This window comes from Legionella resiliens (assembly GCF_021344005.1).
Taxonomy (GTDB): domain Bacteria; phylum Pseudomonadota; class Gammaproteobacteria; order Legionellales; family Legionellaceae; genus Legionella; species Legionella resiliens.
Window position 1 is genome coordinate 303,642 of sequence record NZ_JAJTND010000004.1, and the last position, 17,802, is coordinate 321,443.

Genomic DNA, 17,802 nt, shown 5'->3' on the forward strand with positions numbered 1-17,802 from the left:
AAAGTTAAAGGAGGAAAGAAAAAATATTAATGAAGAAGAATTAAATTTTCTTATTTTTAACTGCAACTCCAATCATTACTCTTTAAAGAGGAAGATGACATGATATCTAAAAGTGAAATTTTAAAAAAACACAACGCTGTAGGTATCACAACAGATCATTTTGTTAAGGAATATAAAGAGCTCATCGAAAAAATTTCGGGGCTGCAAATGGATACCCCGCGCCTGAATCGCATGAGTCAAGAAATAATTAAAATAAAGGAAAATGATTCTCTATCTTCTGATGCAAAAATTATGGCACTTTTGGATGTCTTCGTGAGTGAATATGCTGTTATTTTAAATTCATTTGGGGGCTCATACAGTGAATTAGGTACTCTTATTAAAAATTTCTGCTCAAAAAATTTTGGTGTCGAATTAGGTAAAGCGCCTCTATATCGTATAAAACCAGATGGTTTAATGATGCATATTTTTAATGATCAGATAAGAGCTGAGTCCCAGGAGATAGAGGAAGAAAGTTTGCTGCCACCTATCAGAAGGAGAACAACCGAATTGGGTTCTGTCTCAAAGAGCGAACCAATACTCAGCGTGCAAATGGAGTCAAGGCCCAGAGTATCTTCTTCATTAAGTATTCTCGACACAGAGACAGAGGAAATAGGCCAATTCACCGTTCGCAAAACTAAAGAATTAACTCGATTAGGCAGTATGTTTGGTGCAAAACAGTTTTGTTATGCAAAAAAACCTAGTGGTGTAGAGCCAGGATTTAGGGCGATCGATTTAGATAAATTATTTTTTCAGGAACTGGATTCAATTTTAGCTGCAGAACATTTGCCCTCTTCAGAGCGAGTCCCGGATAAAGAACGATTAAAACTTATTCAATTAAGAGATGACTTAAAGAATGTAAAAAGTGTGGAGCAAAAGCGAATTGTATTTTCAGTTTTTATCAATTCGCATATAAAAGGTCCCCATCCTGAAAGCACAGTGGTTCCTGGCATTCAATGGCTATGCAATGAAATAAAAGAAGCTGTTGCCAAGAACAATGGCTTAAGTGCTTGGATGTATAAACTTGATTATGCCGAAGGGCAAAAAGACAGAATTAAAGCCAACAAAGAAGCAATAAGAGAGTTTGTTGGCACCCGTTTGGCCGGGATTTTTAGTGCGCAAAATCAAAAGCAGGAACTTATCTGGGTAAAAAATGGTTCAAAAGGGGTTCATGCATTATTAGCGTGCGGCTGGAAAAATGGTTTGCGGGAGTTAACAAGTTTTCTATATGGCGGTTCTGAGCCTGATTATAATGGTGTCTTGGTAGAGGATAAGCAGGCCTCAATCAAACGCTCCAAATACATTGCTGGATTAGCTAAAAATTTAATTTTTGGCATTGCAATTGGTGATCGAGATGGCATGGGTAAGGATGCGCAAAATAAAGGTTTTGCGGACGATGCATTTTACGGTTTTGATTATGGCAAACCTTATGAAGGCGAAGGCGTATGCTCAAGCTTAAGTGACGATTTTTCATTTGAGGACAGTTTCGCTAAAGCACCTTCCCTCTTTAGAAGCTCTTCAACAATTGGTTTTGCCCGCCACTTTATGTATCGAAACTACAGCGTTTTTTATGATACTACCTTGTCTGAACGCATGGTTGGGTTCCATTTGCTCAGAAAGATGATCACTGGTGAAAACCCCAGTGACGAAGTGATTGAAAGTTATCCAGAGCTTAGACAGGAATTAGAGCGTATTGAAAAAAGTACCCCTTCCTATGAAGAATTATTAGGCTCTTTAGGAGGACTTAGGAGGAACTGTAGAGAAGGAAGTCAATTACAGGCTCTAATCGATACCGATATTATGAAAATATGGACAGGAAAATTATCAAATTTTGATCTTTATTTTACTAAAATAAAAATTGATTTAATCGAAATGGGCATAAAAAATGACATGCCTTATGAAGAACTTGAGGGATATCTAGGGTTTATTAATGATATGGCAGCAACAGCCCATAACAGCAATCAACAGATATTGGCTAAATTCCAAAAACGAATGGTGTTAATGTCACCGGAAATCGATTTAATCGATAAATTAGAAAAATATTTTTCACCTACATCAGTCATGTCGCATGATGGAGCAGTTTTTTTACGTACCATGCGTCTTGATCCACAAAGTGGCAGAATTCCATTTCAATTAAAAAAAGAAGAGAATGGAACTTATACCCTAACTACAACGAATAAAAAAATTGCCCATCAATTGAAAGAGGAGTTTGCGCTTGAGTGTGTTCACAGCGATGAAGGATTAAGCTGCAGTATTATGCCCAAACAACTTTTAAAATTAATGGAAACCGTTGAGTTTAAATACAATCAAAAAAGAGAGATGTTGTTAATTAAACCAACCTATAAATTTGTTACTTTTCCTAATATGTCCTTTTTACTGAACCAGCATAATACGCCATCGGATCCTAAAATAGATGTTGGTTTTTTATGGCATGCAGAGAATACCTTATCTTTGCGGATTATTGCTAAAACCGAAAAACAAGCACAGCAAGTGCAAAAGGTCTTTGGAATACTTCCTGTGCTTAATCAAGCTGAACTTATTGAAATTTCATCAGGCGAACATTATAAATTTCAACAATTCATTGACCAATCCTATGAAGATGCTCAGGAATTAATACGATGCAAAGCGTGTGTAAAGGCGGAACGAAGAGAAGATGTGATTTCTACTTTATCTCGTTCGAGCATGCGAATTGCTTCGACAACAACCAGTAATACCAAATGGAACGGTTTACATGAAAAGGCTGAAGTTGAAGAAGAAGTGCCAATAAGCCAATTATTACTGAAACGATTGCGAGGATTGATTGCTGACTCAGGCATTTTACAACCAATTGAAAAAGTGGTTAACGAGATAACGAGTCCTGTAATTCTCGAAGAATTGATGCAATACAATGATAAAACGCTATCCTCTCGTGATAACCTGAAAGCGATTATTGACGAACGATTTGATGCGATAGTAGAGATTGGAGAGGAATATGAGCTAATGGATTTATCTGCTTCACACAAAATAAAACAAACAATTTTTTAATAAACGAAATAGGTCCTGGCTGGCAGCAGAGCACTTTATGCATATGCTCTTTCTGTTTAGAACTGGATCCCATATAAATAAATGCACCTACACGACATTCCCATGCCTTTTATGTCGAATTCATATTATTTAAAACAACCCCTTTATATAATCCTTTGCACTGCGTGCTATACCAAATGCCTTTTGTAATTCCTGCCTCACTGTATTTATATAAAAAATAATTGATCTGATCATGCCAGGAATTTTTTGCTGTCTTCCCCGATGCAATTAAACTGCCGTGAATGAGATAAATACGGTCTACTTTATCACTTTTAAATGATATTTGTTTTAGTTTAATCCCCTTATTGGTAATTAGAGGCTTATCAATTCCATCATTTATGGTGTGAATAAAGGTGCCAGGGTTATGTTCCTTACAGTATTTTTTTGTGACTCCTTTTTTATTCGGAACTGCTTGATAATAAATTCCTTTCCAAGTGATTAAATCAAGATTGGCAAATAAAATACCAGGAAAAAATAAGAGATATAAAAAAACAAATATGCAGTACAACATGATTATCCTTATCTAAATATATGTAATCTGAATGTAGCGGGCTACATCGTACTTAGCTCATAATAATGGTTTGTGAAAAGGGATTGGAAGCCAATGCGTGTGTAAAGATTAAGGCCAGCTGCGGAGGCTTCTAAAAAGCATGTTTGAACTTTTAAATCCAAAGCTTTTTTCAAGGCATAAACCATCATTGCGCTGGCACAGCCGCGTTTTTGAAAGCTCGGTATCGTAGCTAAGTCATCGATGCGGGCAAGATTGTCTTTTACGGTTAAGGTTACCGATACAACTGCTTCTCCTGCAAAAAAACCTGAAAAATGATACATGTCATTCGATTTTTTCAATGCCTCATCATGTCTTAAGGTATAAACATGGGTAATTTCCGGTGTTGATTGAAACCCATGAATAAGGGGGATACTCCAGGTAGGTAAATCCTCATTCATTTCCCTAAATTCAAGCGGGTTATCCGGAATGTTTAGCGAATTCGCCATAAGATTGAACGCCATACCTACGCCCGTATCAGTTAATTCATAATCTTGGCGTAATTGATTATCGTGTTCTGAAAAAATTGGTGTATCTTCTGCAACAATAATTGCCCATGGTAAATTCTTTTGCGCAAAGTATGATCTGCACTTTGCGAGATCATGTAAAAATTCCTTATCTGTATCTGTCTTGATAGCAAAAGCAGGGTTCAAACCCGTCGCAAGCACTCCAGTTTCAAAAGCAGTTATTGTTTGATAATCAAGGCAATTCAAACTTATAAGAGAGAAAAAGCATCTTTCCATCTCATGAAAATCATGAATCAGTTTTTGCATTAAAATAAATCCAATAAGTAATTTTTTATTGCATTATAACAAACTCATGAGAGGATGATGTATTGAAAAAGGAGGAAATCTTATTTAAGTAGAATGCTAAAACGAAGCACAGCGAAAGAGCGTCCAGTATATGGGTAATCCTTCGCTATAATTCTTAGTTTACTAAAGTTCATTCATTCAGGATTGTTTGCCTCTGATAAGGAGAACTGGCATCGGTGCATTACGGATAACCCCTTCTGCAACACTACCAAGTAATAAATGCTGATAGCCTCGCCTACCATGCGTTCCTACGACAATCAAATCGGCTGGCCAATTTTTTGCTGCGTCAATGATTTTCTCGGACACTTTTTCTTTAGAAGGATTTATTTCAAGTAAATGTGCTTCACAATCTGCATGGTCTTCGCGTGCAATGGTTAGCATCTTGTCCAGAAATTTTTGACCATATTCTTTGAATGAAGCTTCCAACTTCTCATAATCAACACCGGTTCCAACATAAGGAGCATAAAATTCGTTTGCTATATGTACGATGCGTAATTTTGCCTGATGCACTTTGCTCAGCTTAATGGCTTCATGGAAGGCTTGCATTGATGTAGTACTGTCATCAATTGCAACTAAGATATTATGATACATTATTATTTCCTTATGAAAGTAAATTGATTCCAGTGGTAAACGCATTTAAATCAAAAGGCCTATATTCCGCTCTTAATACGGAATACAGCTCCGGTCTTCATGCACGATTGACTGGATGCCCTGCATAAAGCGCGGCAAGTAGGCCCAAAGAGCGGTTTTTATGTTCAAAAATTAGATGCCTTTACCCTTACATTCTGGAATATCTTACCTATAATCTAGAATGAAACCTAGGGCTATTGCCAATCCGCTTGCGTTTCTATGCTCTAAAATCACATCATTTTGATTAATCTAGCGAATTGACCGCAGACCCTATAGAATGTTTTTAATTATAAAAAATACAATGAATTATTTTTTGTGTATAAAAATTGCATGAGGCAAAGAATGACTACGAATAATGAAATTCTGTTTACTCCATTTAATTTGCGAGGTTCAACTTTAAAAAATCGCATCGTGATGGCTCCACTAACGCGGAATCGTTCCATTCATGGAATGGATGCTCCTTCAGAACTTAATGCGGAATATTATGCGCAACGAGCAGATGCAGGTTTAATCATCGCCGAGGCGACACAAATTTCACCGACTGCAAAAGGATATGCTTGGACCCCAGGAATTTATTCCTTAGAACAAATAGCCGGATGGAAATTAGTAACAAACGCAGTCCATGCAAAGGGCGGGGTTATTTATCTGCAACTTTGGCATGTAGGACGAATTTCACATCCTTCTCTGCAGCCAGGAGGTATTGCTCCCGTAGCCCCTTCTGCTATTGCGGCAACAGGGCAGCGCACATTTATTGAAAATGGGACTTTTGTCGAAGTTGGAAATCCGCGTGCCTTAAAGCTTAGTGAAATTCCAAGTATTATTGAAGATTATCGAATAGCTGCAAGAAATGCCATTTTAGCCGGATTTGATGGTGTTGAAATTCATGCAGCCAATGGATATCTTATTCATCAATTTCTGTGTGATGGAACAAATCATCGCACCGATCAATACGGTGGTTCGATTGCTAATCGGTTGCGTTTTGCACTTGAGGTGACCAGTGCTATTGTATCTGAAATTGGTGCAAATCGAACGGGAATTCGTCTTGCTCCAGTAAGTCATGCCAATGGAGTTTCAGATACTTCGCCTGCTGCTGTTTTTTTCCCGCTTGTACGGGAATTGAGCCGATTCGATCTGGCTTATATTCATGTCATAGAAGGAGAAACGCAAGGACCAAGAGAGAATTATGGTCTTGATTTCTCCGCGTTACGAAAAGAATTTAACGGACCTTGGATGGTAAATAATGGTTATACATTAGAAATGGCAACCGAAGCGGTCAGCAGTGGTTATGCAGATCTCGTAGCTTTTGGGCGATATTATATTTCCAATCCGGATCTGGTTAGGCGATTTAAAAAAAATGCTCCATTGGATGAATTAGATCGTGCGACTCTATATGGTGGTGGTACAAAAGGTTACACTGATTATCCTCGAATGAATGAAGACAAATAAGATGATGCACAAACAATTATTACTGGTTCTTTTTCTTTTTATTTTACTGGTTACTCTAGCGTATTTTTTTCAACGCCATTTCATTTATTTCCCATCCGCTGAAAAACCGGATTTGAGTAACTTTCAAGCCGAAGACATGCACATCATCAAGATACCTGTTGCTGATGGGTTGCTTTTAAGTTCTTGGTATAAACCCGCAGTGGATAATAAGCCGACGATCCTCTATCTACATGGAAATGCGGGGCATATTGGTTATCGTATGAATTTGGCTCGCCAGTTCCTTTCACAAGGGTTTGGCGTGTTATTACTTGAGTATCGTGGATATGGGGGAAATCCAGGAAAGCCAACCGAATCAGGATTGTATCAGGATGCTCGAGCGGCAATGAAGTTTTTACAACAACAGGGCATTCAGGCAAATAATATTGTGCTTTATGGAGAGTCATTAGGAACTGGGATAGCGACACAAATGGCAACAGAATTTCCTGTTTGCTCTTTAGTTTTGCAATCCCCTTATACTTCATTAACCGCTATGGCTCGATTTCATTATTCCTGGGTGCTCATGCCTGTAATTGATAAGTATGATTCTTTATCGCGTATTCAAAACATTCATGTTCCCGTCTTAATGTTGCACGGAAAATTGGATGAGGTTGTACCTTACGATCAGGGTTTAGCCCTTTTCAATCAGGCAAACCAGCCAAAAAAATGGATTGAATTTGCTGATAGAGGGCATCATAACTTATGGGATGAACATTTTGCTCAAATCGTTATTCATTTTATTAATACGTATTGTGTCCCTAGCATGCAAAACGCTGCAAAACGTTAATTTGGGTAACTTTTTTTGATCCAATAGATCTTGCGGTAGGAAAAAAAAGTAACATAGAATGCATTATGTTTCTTGTTAAGGGGTTATGGATGACCTATTTGAAGCCTATTGTAGCTTCCCTCAGTCTATCGTTGGCTCAGGGATTGGTTTTAGCAAAACCAAATACTGAAACTCGGATATGCGATGCAAGCATGCATAATCCTTGTATTGTGCAGGATACTGAGTATTCTTTTTCTCCATTAAAGCTATTGCGTCATGCCTCTATGATTGCCGATGCCTACCAAGGGAATACAGCAGGCATTAAAGAGCTGGCCATTTCTGGTAGTGAAGAACCAAGTGAAAAGGGATGGAAAGATATCTCTGATTATATTTCCAGGCATAAGAATTCAAGGAATCAACCTGTTTTGGTATTGGACTTGCGTCAGGAGAGCCATGGTTATCTTAATGGTAAAGCGATTACGTTAGTGAGTGAATATGATTGGATAAATAAAGGGAAAAGCAATAGCCAAAGTCTTAGCGATCAGGAAGATTGGCTTAAATCATTAAGAGTTCAGAACAAGATAAGAGGAATTTTATCCTCACAACAGTTTGCCGCTAAGGAATATTCCAATGGTAAAACCATCCCTGTTAAAGTAGTAAAAAATGAAAAAGATTTAGTTTCTAGATTAGGTTTTGAATATCATCGGCTCTATGTGACCGATCATGCTGCACCCTCTGATTCAGAAGTTGATGCGTTTTTGACCCTAATTAAAAAAGCACCTAAAGATACGTGGTTTCATATCCATTGCCGGGGAGGAAAAGGCAGGACAACAAGCTTTTTTGTAATGTACGACATGTTAAAAAATGCAGACAAAGTCAGTTTTGAAGAAATTGTTGCGCGACATGCCTCAATACCGCCCTATTATAATTTGTTTGAAGTGAATCGAGCTGATCCTTTCCTTACCCCTTATTATGAACAGAGGCTTCATTTTCTTTCACATTTTTATCAGTTTGCTCAGCAGCTTTTGAAAGGGTATCAAGGGACATGGAGTCAATGGAACAAGAGCAATCCAGCGGATTTTGATAAGGCTTAATTTTCTTTTACCCCTTAAAGAAAGAGCTACTTTGACCCAATAGTTTATAGTTGGAGTTGAACTATTAAAAATGGTTGACTCTATACCTGAGAGGATAATATTGAACAAAAATACTGGAATAAAACTTAGTCGCAAATTGATAAGATATGGTATTTTTCTCTTTTTGTTAGGATTACTCACCGGCTTTACATTACCTCTAATGCATAATCCTAGAATGGGTCTCTCCAGCCATCTTGAAGGGATCCTCAATGGTATGTTCTTAGTTCTATTAGGATTAATATGGCCTCAATTACATTTATCACAACGTACATTGAATTGGGGTTTCGTTCTTTCTCTATTTGGAACCTATACCAATTGGGCAACCACTTTGTTCGCAGGGATTTGGGGCATCGGCGCAGACATGATGCCAATTGCCGGAGGGGATTTTCATGGGGTTGGCTGGCAAGAAATACTGATCAAATCCGGATTAATTTCTTTGTCATTTGCAATGGTTATTGTCTGTGGCATGTTACTTTGGGGACTGAGGGGCAGATTTACCTGAGGGATCGTCAGTTTTTCATTTTAAATTTCTCTACCTACCGCATAAATTACTCTATACCGCATAAATTTCTCTACGTACCGCGCTTTATGCGCGGTATCCAGAACGATATTTTAAGATGCCGCGGAGCATTTCTATAGCAACATCCCCTGGATACCGCGCATAAAGCGCGGTAGGTAGGCGAAAAAATTAAGGGAGGTACGTAGGCGAAAAAATTAAGGGAGGTACGTAGGCGAAAAAATTAAGGGGGGTATGTAGGCGAAAAAATTAGTGGAGTTTTCTTATCAAAAAACTGACGATACCTCAGGTCAGATTTACTATGGCGAGAATTAATCCGATCTAATACCGATAGGTTTGTGGATATTGTATCACTTGGTAAATGAAATAATTCACTTGCAGGGGGGATTTGGGGATTAAATCAATCAACATCATATCCATATGAATTCTTTAAAGATTTTTTTTTGGAGTGATAGTTGTATACCATTTTTCTCCAAGAATAATTTGTTCCCACCAGGCAGACATATTTTCCTCATTCATTTCGTGCCATTCAACAGGATGTAATACCAAAGCATCAGCCATTCGTTTTGATAAATCATACATGGCAAGACGTTTAGGAAGGGAATCTTTTTCCCATGTTGCAATTGCTTGCTGAAAATCATCGCATTTCATGAGATGTTCACTAAGACTTAGCGCATCCTGAATGGCTAAAGAAGCACCGTTTCCTACATGAGGGCGTAATACTGCACTTGCATCACCCAATAAGAGAGCTCCCGGAACTGCAAGACGATTGACACAAACATCAACAATTTTCTGCATGAAAGGAGATGGCGTATCAAGAATTATTTGTGCCGCGACCTCAGGTAATTGATTACGAGCTAATTGGTGTAGATGTTCTTTTGCTTTTGCAGAAAAGTCGATTAAAGAGGTTGACCCTAAATTCTCAAGATTTTCACTCGCCATTTTTTCATAAAAAACCCAGTTTAACTTATTCGTTTGATGATGATATACCGGATAAGTTAATAAATGTCCTTGGTTATAGCAGTAATAAAGCCCCTGATCATTGAAAAGAGTTTTATTTTTTATCCTCTCCAATTCCAGTGTTCCACGCCATGCAACATAACCCGAATATTCCGGCTGCACATTGGATATCAGTTTTCTTCCCAGTGAATGAACGCCATCAGCAAAAACAATGAGATCAAAGTACAGTACTTCCCCCGACTCTAAAGTGACTTGAGCTGGGCCTTTATCATGGAGTTGCACATCAATGACTTTTACTCCATGATGATATATCGAGTTGGGTAATCTTTTTCTTAAGTTAGTGAATAAAGTATCCCAGTGGAGGCTTGCCATGGAAATTCCCTGTTTCCATAAAAATTTTCCATAAACCGGCTCATTGTCCGCTTGGCAATAAAAACTGCGAGTGGTGAATGTATGAGCTAATGTATCTGGGTCAATAATATTTTGGGCGATTAAGGTGTTGAGTAATTCAATAGAGAGGGTAATACCCGCCCCACGTGATTTTAAATCAGGTTCTCGCTCAAAAACAGTGACCGGAAACTGGTCTTTCAATAATAAGGCTAAGGTACAACCTGCTATAGAACCTCCAATAATAGCGATTTTCAATGTAATTCCTTCCAGGAAATTGAATGAATACGATGGATTATATAAAGTAACAAAACAAAATCAATAAAGACCAATTAAACGCACAGGGGCTTCGGTTAAATCAGCGATTTTCATAGGTAAAATCATGCTGAAGGCATCTACTGCAGGTAATTTTGTTGCATTAAAAACATTTTCAACAATATATTTGTTGTTTTCGAGCATCAGCTGGTGAACGATATAGTCATTTTCTGGCCTATCCGGAGACAAGGTATCAATCCCGATACCTGCGCAATTTCGTTCCAGAATTAAGTGTGCGGCTTCTTCACTAATACAGGGAAAAACCAAATTATTCCTATATTGCTGGGTATCATGCCAATGCTTTTCCCAGCCAGTATAAAAAATTACAAATGAATGTTCGGAAATTGTTCGATATTTTTTCTCGAAATCCAGGATATCTTTCCCGGTGATACTGTAGCGCTCATGAGACTGATGACTTACATCAATCACCACACATTGGGTAATTAAATGATGGTCGATAAGATCGAGCTCGGCGACGTGAAGCCCGTTTTTAATGCAATGGGCTGGAGCGTCAATATGGGTGCCAATTCCTGCTGGCATGCTCATTTCTTGCACTTTAAATTGTACTGCAGTAGAACATTCGTCATAATTTAGGATTGTTTTATGACTAAAGCCGCAGCCTATATCCCAAGAGGGACTTTCTGGCGAAAGTGTATGGGTCATGTCAACGATCTTAAATGGAAAGGTCATTGGATTTCTCAAAAAAACGATACGTTCTTACGTTTTGCCATAGTTTTGCGAAAAGGAAAATAGATTTTTGTTTATTTCTGCGCGGGTAACCCAGTTACGTGCAAATTGAATCCGATACACATCCCCGAAGAATCAGTCCAACTCTATTTCGACGTCCCCCGGCTTACGAGGGGCGTGGCTAAAGATAGTTACACGCAACCGGAATAAAGGTATTTTTAATTCAAGTTCCAATCAGCAACCGGTGTTTCTGAATATTGATTTTTAATATACTGTTCCAGCATATAATTAAAATCATTTTTATGTTTTGCAAGATGATTCTTTTGCCAGATACTTCCATTTTGATTTTTATAAAGCCTGGTTTTAATGATATCTAAATAAAAATGAGCATCAACAGAGCTTATTCCTAAATCTTCAAGTCCTTTTAAAGCCAGGGGTAATAAGTTTTTTAAAAGGGTTCTGGCCTTAATCTTACCTGTATTCCAATTTAATCTCGCCTCTAATCCATAACGGGCTGACGCATAAAAATTTTTTAAAGTAGATTCATGAGTTATTAAAGAGGTCAAAGAAGGTGATGTGTTTGCATAATAATAAGTGATGCCATAAAAAAACGCAGCATTTGCTATCATATCGATTACAGTTGGGCCTGTAGATAATGCCCGGTGTTCTATTCTCAGATAAGGTTCATTCTGTTTATTAAAATCTAAAATAGGTCTGTTCCACCGAAAAATACAACTATTTTGACATCGGACATGGAACATATTATCAATGGGTTCTTCATAAGCTGCTAAAGGCAAGAGATAAGGAAAATTGTTTAAATTATTTTCAAAAATAGGAAATAGAGTTTCTTGCATATAACTAGGTTCAAAAAAAACGGTTTTTTGCAATGGATAAGGAAATGTATAAAGTTGTTCAAAAATACCAATTCGTGTCTCGCTCCATAAATTTTTCCCACAAAAGTAAGGCGAATTACTGCTCAGGGCTAATAAGGGAGCGGATAATATTTGAATAATATTAAAATAATGAACTAATTGATCTTGGGGAACTTCGATATGAAGTTGCAAAGCACATATTAAACCTTCTATAGCTAAAGATTCTGGAGATAACTGGAGCTGTTCATTTCCTTTGATATGAATAAATAAAGGCTCTTCTTTGCGATATTTGGTTACAAACTCATTCATTAAAAGAAAAGCATTCTTAGGCGTAATATAGGAAGATCGAAAAAGTGCAGGGTTTGTTTGCGGTATTGAACCTATGAGCGCCAAGTGATGCTGGGTATTAAGCGCGACTTCACAACATTTATTCCATGTAGTTAAAATATTTTGATGCAGTAGAGATAAAAAATTATCTCTTAAGTGAAAAACTGGAGTGTTAATTTCCAGTTGAGTACCTCCTGCTTCTCTTACCAGGTCTTGATTTTTTAATTTTTTAGTAAAAAGAATATTATGAGGCGTTAATTGATATTCTTTATCCAAGATAAGAAATTCAATTTCTGCGCCTGCATTCATCCGTTCAGATTTAAAATAATTTTTTGTAAACCATTGTTCTAAAAGCTGGGTTTCAGCAATTAAATTTTTTTCAAATAATTCACAATCAATTTTATAGTTTTCAATTTTTTTAATGCGCATTGCATAGTCCTTAGTATTTACAACTAAAGCTTTTGTAATGAAATACTTAAATTTGCTTCAACCATGAAACAATGGTTCGCCGGAATAATTTGCCATCTAAATCCATTATTGGTTGATAACTTTTCAGAAGCAATGATGATGTATTTGTAAATGGTTTCATTTGTTGTTTTTTGTACAGGATCTTCTCCTACGGAGAAGTACATCGTTTCAGGTTTAATGCATGGAGAAGTACATGAACGAAACGCAACGATCCTTTTTCCATCTGTAATGCAAATATTAAAATAGGATACTCCTTTTTCATGATATTTTTTTACTAATTCGTTAATTATGTTCAATGTTTTTAGCAACGTATCGTATATATCATAAGCATTTTTTATTTTTACATTTTTTGCTAATTGCAAAAATAATGCAAAAATCAATTCTGAATCGGTATTGCCTTTAATCCAATTATAAATATCATTGTCCAATAAATTATGAATTTGACGTTTAATTTTTTCAAAGTAGGGTATCCACCCATTATGCATAAATAACCATTTTTTATATATAAAAGGATGGCAATTAAATTGAGAGATCCCTCCTGTACTTGCTGCACGTATATGGCCAAAAAACAAATGCGACTGGGTCTTTTTTGCCAAATAGGTTAAATTTTGATCGTTCCATGCAGGGTAAAGCGATGTGAATAAAGCCGGTGCTCTAGAGAATGAAGTATACCACCCTAATCCAAACCCATCACCATTAGTCAAAGTACGTGATTCACGGGCAAGGAGGCTTTGTTTTATAAGCGAATTATTCGGCTTTATTAAAAGATCCGCTAATAAAATATTTTCTTTTCCTATATAAGCTACGAATCGACACATAATTTGTCCTTATCGAGGCTTAAAACGATGCAATCATTGTAATTTTAGGCGGGGAAAAATGAGATGTCCAAAATAAACATTCAAATAATTGCTTTTCTGCTTATTTCTACTCATGTCATCCAGATTGTAGTAGTGTTATTCGGTTTTTCCGTTGCTTTTTTAAAATCACTTCCTAAATCCAGGGCACTGTATAGGATGTTGTGTAGTATAATTAATAACAATGAGCGGCCATGGACCTAGGCGGCAAGATGGAAAAAAATAAATGGGAGTTTTGGATCGATCGAGGCGGCACGTTCACCGATGTTGTCGCGTGCAGTCCTGAAGGGCGTGTAAGTAGCCATAAATTACTTTCTGAAAATCCTGAACGCTATCCAGATGCGGCCGTTCAGGGAATTCAAGACATCCTCAAATGCACTTCTATTCCAGCGGATGACATTGCATTCATTAAAATGGGAACAACAGTAGCAACGAATACCTTACTTGAGCGAAAAGGAGCGCAAGTCCTGTTAGCGATTACTCAAGGCTATGCTGATGCATTGCGGATTGGGTATCAAAATCGCCCCGAACTTTTTGCACTCAATATTAGATTACCTACCTTACTTTATGAAGAAGTGATTGAAATTAAGGAGCGAATTGATGCAAAAGGCACAGTCTTACAGCCCTTAGATGTAGCAGCGTCGCGAAAAAAAATGGAACAAGCTTTTGCTCAAGGATATCGCACGCTTGCTATCGTATTGATGCATGCCTATCACTTTAATCAGCATGAAAAAAAATTAAGGGAAATTGCTGAGGCAATAGGATTCACCCAAATTTCGGTGAGTCATGAAGTCGCACCCGTAATGAAAGTGGTAAGTCGTGGCGAGACTACTGTTGTTGATGCTTATCTTTCTCCAGTATTACAACACTACATTCAAAGCCTGCAAAATAAGTTAGGAAAAATCCCATTGTTTTTTATGCAATCCAATGGGGGGTTAGTGAATGCAAAACTTTTTCGGGGTAAAGACAGTCTTTTTTCAGGTCCAGCCGGAGGAGTGATTGGTATGATTAAATCCAGCCAATTTGCTGGTTTTAATCGGGTTATTGGCTTTGACATGGGGGGAACATCAACTGATGTTTCTCATTTCGCAGGCGAATATGAGCGCAGCTACGATTATGAGTTCAGTGGTGTACATATCCGAACGCCAATGATGCTTATCCATACTATAGCAGCCGGGGGAGGGTCAATTCTTAATTTTGATGGCCAACGTTATACTGTAGGACCTCAGTCAGCAGGAGCAAATCCAGGGCCTGCCTGTTATCGTCGGGGTGGTCCGCTCACTATAACTGATTGCAACGTGTTGCTTGGTAAAATACAACCTCAATTTTTCCCTAAAATCTTTGGTTCTGCAGCCAATCAAGAAATTGATGCGCTCGTAGTGAATGAGCATTTTCAGGCTTTAGCAGAAAAAATTCAAAAAGAAACGGGAAGGAAAAAAACAGTTGAAGAAGTTGCAGAAGGTTATCTCAACATCGCAGTGGAGAATATGGCGAATGCGATAAAAAAAATTTCCATACAACGTGGTTATGATGTGCGGCAGTATGTATTAAATTGTTTTGGTGGGGCTGCAGGACAGCACGCATGCATGGTTGCTGATAACTTAGGAATCCAAAAGATATTAATTCATCCCCTGGCAGGTGTGCTTTCTGCTTACGGAATGGGATTGGCAGAAATCAGCGTCATGCATGAACAAGCAATTGAAAGAGCATTGCAGCGCGGTATTCTTTCTTTTTTGCGCTCAAATTTTAAAAAAATAGAGCAAAAGGCACATAGGGCATTAAAATCCCAGGGATTAACCAATAAAGCTGTGGCATGCAAACGGCAAGTGCACTTACGTTATGAAGGCTCAGATACTACATTACTCGTTGCATTTGGAACCATTAAATCCATGCGGCAGAGATTTATAGAGCAACATCGTAAAACTTTTGGATTTGCCTCATCCAGAAAAAAACTGATTGCTGAAGCAATTTCTCTGGAATGTGCCGTTCCTAGTAAAACCTCTATTGAATTGACTGAAGAACCATTTAAGCACCGTCCTGAAAATAAAATTCCACAACGTGAAACCGTTAAAATTTTTACTCAGAATTCTTACCATAAAGCTTCCGTATATGATCGAGGTGAATTAATTCCTGGGGATTGCATTAAAGGTTGCGCCGTCATTATCGAGGCTAATGCGACCACCATTGTGGAACCAGGCTGGCAGGCTGAAGTGACTGTACAAAAATACTTATTATTAACACGATATCAAACCCCGGCTGCTAAAGAAGTAACGACTCAAATTGATCCTGCCCTATTAGAGATATTTAATAATCGCTTCATGAGTATCGCGGAGCAAATGGGCGAGGTTTTACGTAAAACAGCAAGTTCGGTTAATATCAAAGAACGACTCGATTTTTCTTGCGCTATTTTTGATGAGGAAGGCGAGCTCGTTGCCAATGCGCCTCATATTCCGGTACATCTAGGCTCAATGAGCGAGAGCGTTAAATCCATTTTAAAGGACAATCCGCGGATTCATCCTCATGATGTATATGTCTTGAATGCCCCCTACAATGGCGGGACCCATTTACCGGACATCACTTTGATCACTCCTGTTTTTGATAAACAAGGAAGTAATTTGTTATTTCTAGTTGGTTCACGCGGGCATCATGCAGATATTGGCGGGATTACTCCTGGATCGATTCCTGCGGAAAGCAAAATTGTCGAGGAAGAAGGGGTACTGATCAATAATTTTAAAATCATGGATCAAGGCCGTTTTTTAGAAAAGGCCACATTAAATCTGCTCACCAAAGCAAAATATCCAGCGCGTAACCCTCATCAAAATTTAGAGGATTTTAAGGCTCAAATTGCAGCAAATGCCTCGGGTGTACAGAGTTTATTGGATTTAATTGCGCAGTTCGGTTTGAACGTAGTGCATGCTTATATGAAATACGTACGTGATAATGCGACTTCATCAGTAGAGCGTTTATTAGGTAAGCTGGGTAATGGTCATTTTACTTATGCATTAGATGATGGCAGCCCAATTAAGGTCGCATTGAGTATTAATAAACAAACAAAACGGATGCATATTGATTTTACCGGAAGTTGCAATCAACATCCGGGCAACTTTAATGCACCCACAGCAATTTGTAAGGCTGCTGTTTTATATGTTCTACGCTGCCTGATTGCTGAAAATATTCCGTTAAATAGTGGTTGTTTTGTGCCGATTGAACTCGTTATTCCTGAAAAAAGTATTTTAAATCCAAGTTATCCTGCTGCGGTTGTTGCAGGTAACGTTGAAACTTCCCAATGCATTGTTGATACCTTGTTTGGTGCATTAGGAGTAGTCGCTGCATCCCAAGGAACGTGTAATAATTTTACTTTTGGCAATAAAAAATATCAATATTATGAAACGATTTGTGGCGGGGCTGGAGCTGGACCTGATTTTGATGGAGCTTCTGCAGTCCATACTCATATGACGAATACGTATCTTACCGATCCAGAAATTCTAGAGTTGCGTTTCCCAATTCTGCTCGAGCAATTTTCCATTCGCACAGGAAGCGGGGGGGGCGGTTTACATTGTGGTGGGGACGGTGTTGTTCGACGAATTCGTTTTTTAGAGAAGATGATTGCAAATATTATTTCCAGTCATCGTGTCATTCCTCCCTATGGGGTGCAAGGAGGGGCTTCGGGTAAACCTGGACACAATTGGGTTCAACGTGCAAATGGTCATGTAGAAGAATTAGGGAGTTGTGCAGGTATAGAAATGCATCCAGGTGATGTTTTCGTTATTGAAACGCCTGGAGGCGGGGGATTTGGTAAACGATAACCCCAGCTGCAAAAAAATGCCTTCAAAAACCATGTACACTGTAATGGTACTCATTTCGACGTTCCGCGGCTTGTTCGCGGAATCCAGGCGATCTATTCTGCCGGATCCTGGATCCCCCGGAAAAGCCGCGGACGTGGATG

13 protein-coding genes are annotated in these 17,802 nt (G+C 38.2%); 6 read left to right on the forward strand and 7 right to left on the reverse strand.

Translation table 11 applies throughout. From position 1 onward, the window contains the following. The first annotated feature begins 99 nt into the window (after positions 1 to 99). Positions 100 to 3,060 carry a hypothetical protein gene (locus tag LXO92_RS06850; protein WP_232890668.1) on the forward strand — a complete coding sequence of 987 codons (2,961 nt, stop codon included), beginning with the start codon at positions 100 to 102 and terminating at the stop codon, positions 3,058 to 3,060. Between the two features lie 109 nt (positions 3,061 to 3,169). Here LXO92_RS06850 and LXO92_RS06855 read toward each other — a convergent pair whose 3' ends face one another. The 3 genes from LXO92_RS06855 to LXO92_RS06865 all read right to left on the reverse strand — a co-directional run bounded on the left by LXO92_RS06855 (position 3,170) and on the right by LXO92_RS06865 (position 5,049). Next, positions 3,170 to 3,610: a hypothetical protein gene (locus LXO92_RS06855; RefSeq protein ID WP_232890669.1), complete on the reverse strand. Its 441-nt coding sequence runs from the start codon at positions 3,608 to 3,610 to the stop codon at positions 3,170 to 3,172. Between the two features lie 41 nt (positions 3,611 to 3,651). Next, on the reverse strand, positions 3,652 to 4,419 hold the full coding sequence (locus LXO92_RS06860) for a GNAT family N-acetyltransferase (RefSeq protein WP_232890670.1): 768 nt from the start codon (positions 4,417 to 4,419) through the stop codon (positions 3,652 to 3,654). Between the two features lie 177 nt (positions 4,420 to 4,596). Beyond that, positions 4,597 to 5,049: a universal stress protein gene (locus LXO92_RS06865; RefSeq protein ID WP_182351929.1), complete on the reverse strand. Its 453-nt coding sequence runs from the start codon at positions 5,047 to 5,049 to the stop codon at positions 4,597 to 4,599. Positions 5,050 to 5,430: 381 nt separating this feature from the next. On the opposite strand from LXO92_RS06865, the gene LXO92_RS06870 reads away from it, so the two are divergent. From LXO92_RS06870 to LXO92_RS06885, 4 genes are all read left to right on the forward strand, one after another. Further along, the gene (locus LXO92_RS06870; RefSeq protein WP_182351930.1) at positions 5,431 to 6,534 is read left to right on the forward strand and encodes an alkene reductase; all 1,104 of its coding nucleotides are present in this window, start codon (positions 5,431 to 5,433) and stop codon (positions 6,532 to 6,534) included. 4 nt (positions 6,535 to 6,538) lie between these two features. Beyond that, positions 6,539 to 7,357: an alpha/beta hydrolase gene (locus LXO92_RS06875; RefSeq protein ID WP_182352761.1), complete on the forward strand. Its 819-nt coding sequence runs from the start codon at positions 6,539 to 6,541 to the stop codon at positions 7,355 to 7,357. An 89-nt stretch (positions 7,358 to 7,446) separates the two neighbouring features. Further along, positions 7,447 to 8,430: a phosphatase domain-containing protein gene (locus tag LXO92_RS06880; protein ID WP_232890671.1), complete on the forward strand. Its 984-nt coding sequence runs from the start codon at positions 7,447 to 7,449 to the stop codon at positions 8,428 to 8,430. Between the two features lie 100 nt (positions 8,431 to 8,530). Then, complete coding sequence (locus LXO92_RS06885; RefSeq protein ID WP_220471052.1) at positions 8,531 to 8,971, forward strand: hypothetical protein; 441 nt, start codon at positions 8,531 to 8,533, stop codon at positions 8,969 to 8,971. A 444-nt stretch (positions 8,972 to 9,415) separates the two neighbouring features. Here the strand turns inward: LXO92_RS06885 and LXO92_RS06890 are convergent, their stop codons facing one another. From LXO92_RS06890 to LXO92_RS06905, 4 genes are all read right to left on the reverse strand, one after another. Further along, positions 9,416 to 10,591 carry an FAD binding domain-containing protein gene (locus tag LXO92_RS06890; RefSeq protein WP_182351932.1) on the reverse strand — a complete coding sequence of 392 codons (1,176 nt, stop codon included), beginning with the start codon at positions 10,589 to 10,591 and terminating at the stop codon, positions 9,416 to 9,418. A gap of 60 nt (positions 10,592 to 10,651) precedes the next feature. Further along, complete coding sequence (locus tag LXO92_RS06895) at positions 10,652 to 11,338, reverse strand: cyclase family protein (RefSeq protein WP_232890672.1); 687 nt, start codon at positions 11,336 to 11,338, stop codon at positions 10,652 to 10,654. Between the two features lie 215 nt (positions 11,339 to 11,553). Beyond that, positions 11,554 to 12,963, reverse strand: coding sequence for a glutamate-cysteine ligase family protein (locus tag LXO92_RS06900; RefSeq protein ID WP_182351934.1), 1,410 nt, complete (start codon positions 12,961 to 12,963; stop codon positions 11,554 to 11,556). Positions 12,964 to 12,986: 23 nt separating this feature from the next. Then, positions 12,987 to 13,820 (reverse strand): class II glutamine amidotransferase, encoded by an 834-nt coding sequence (locus tag LXO92_RS06905; protein WP_182351935.1) that lies wholly within the window; start codon positions 13,818 to 13,820, stop codon positions 12,987 to 12,989. A gap of 248 nt (positions 13,821 to 14,068) precedes the next feature. On the opposite strand from LXO92_RS06905, the gene LXO92_RS06910 reads away from it, so the two are divergent. Next, complete coding sequence (locus LXO92_RS06910) at positions 14,069 to 17,662, forward strand: hydantoinase B/oxoprolinase family protein (protein WP_232890673.1); 3,594 nt, start codon at positions 14,069 to 14,071, stop codon at positions 17,660 to 17,662. Positions 17,663 to 17,802: the final 140 nt, after the last annotated feature.

Excerpts from the sequence above, each read along its gene's own strand:
- LXO92_RS06850 (WP_232890668.1), top strand. The coding sequence starts at position 100 with ATGATATCTAAAAGTGAAATTTTAAAAAAACACAACGCTGTAGGTATC.
- LXO92_RS06855 (WP_232890669.1), bottom strand. The coding sequence starts at position 3,610 with ATGTTGTACTGCATATTTGTTTTTTTATATCTCTTATTTTTTCCTGGT.
- LXO92_RS06860 (WP_232890670.1), bottom strand. The coding sequence starts at position 4,419 with ATGCAAAAACTGATTCATGATTTTCATGAGATGGAAAGATGCTTTTTC.
- LXO92_RS06865 (WP_182351929.1), bottom strand. The coding sequence starts at position 5,049 with ATGTATCATAATATCTTAGTTGCAATTGATGACAGTACTACATCAATG.
- LXO92_RS06870 (WP_182351930.1), top strand. The coding sequence starts at position 5,431 with ATGACTACGAATAATGAAATTCTGTTTACTCCATTTAATTTGCGAGGT.
- LXO92_RS06875 (WP_182352761.1), top strand. The coding sequence starts at position 6,539 with ATGCACAAACAATTATTACTGGTTCTTTTTCTTTTTATTTTACTGGTT.
- LXO92_RS06880 (WP_232890671.1), top strand. The coding sequence starts at position 7,447 with ATGACCTATTTGAAGCCTATTGTAGCTTCCCTCAGTCTATCGTTGGCT.
- LXO92_RS06895 (WP_232890672.1), bottom strand. The coding sequence starts at position 11,338 with ATGACCTTTCCATTTAAGATCGTTGACATGACCCATACACTTTCGCCA.
- LXO92_RS06900 (WP_182351934.1), bottom strand. The coding sequence starts at position 12,963 with ATGCGCATTAAAAAAATTGAAAACTATAAAATTGATTGTGAATTATTT.
- LXO92_RS06905 (WP_182351935.1), bottom strand. The coding sequence starts at position 13,820 with ATGTGTCGATTCGTAGCTTATATAGGAAAAGAAAATATTTTATTAGCG.
- LXO92_RS06910 (WP_232890673.1), top strand. The coding sequence starts at position 14,069 with ATGGAAAAAAATAAATGGGAGTTTTGGATCGATCGAGGCGGCACGTTC.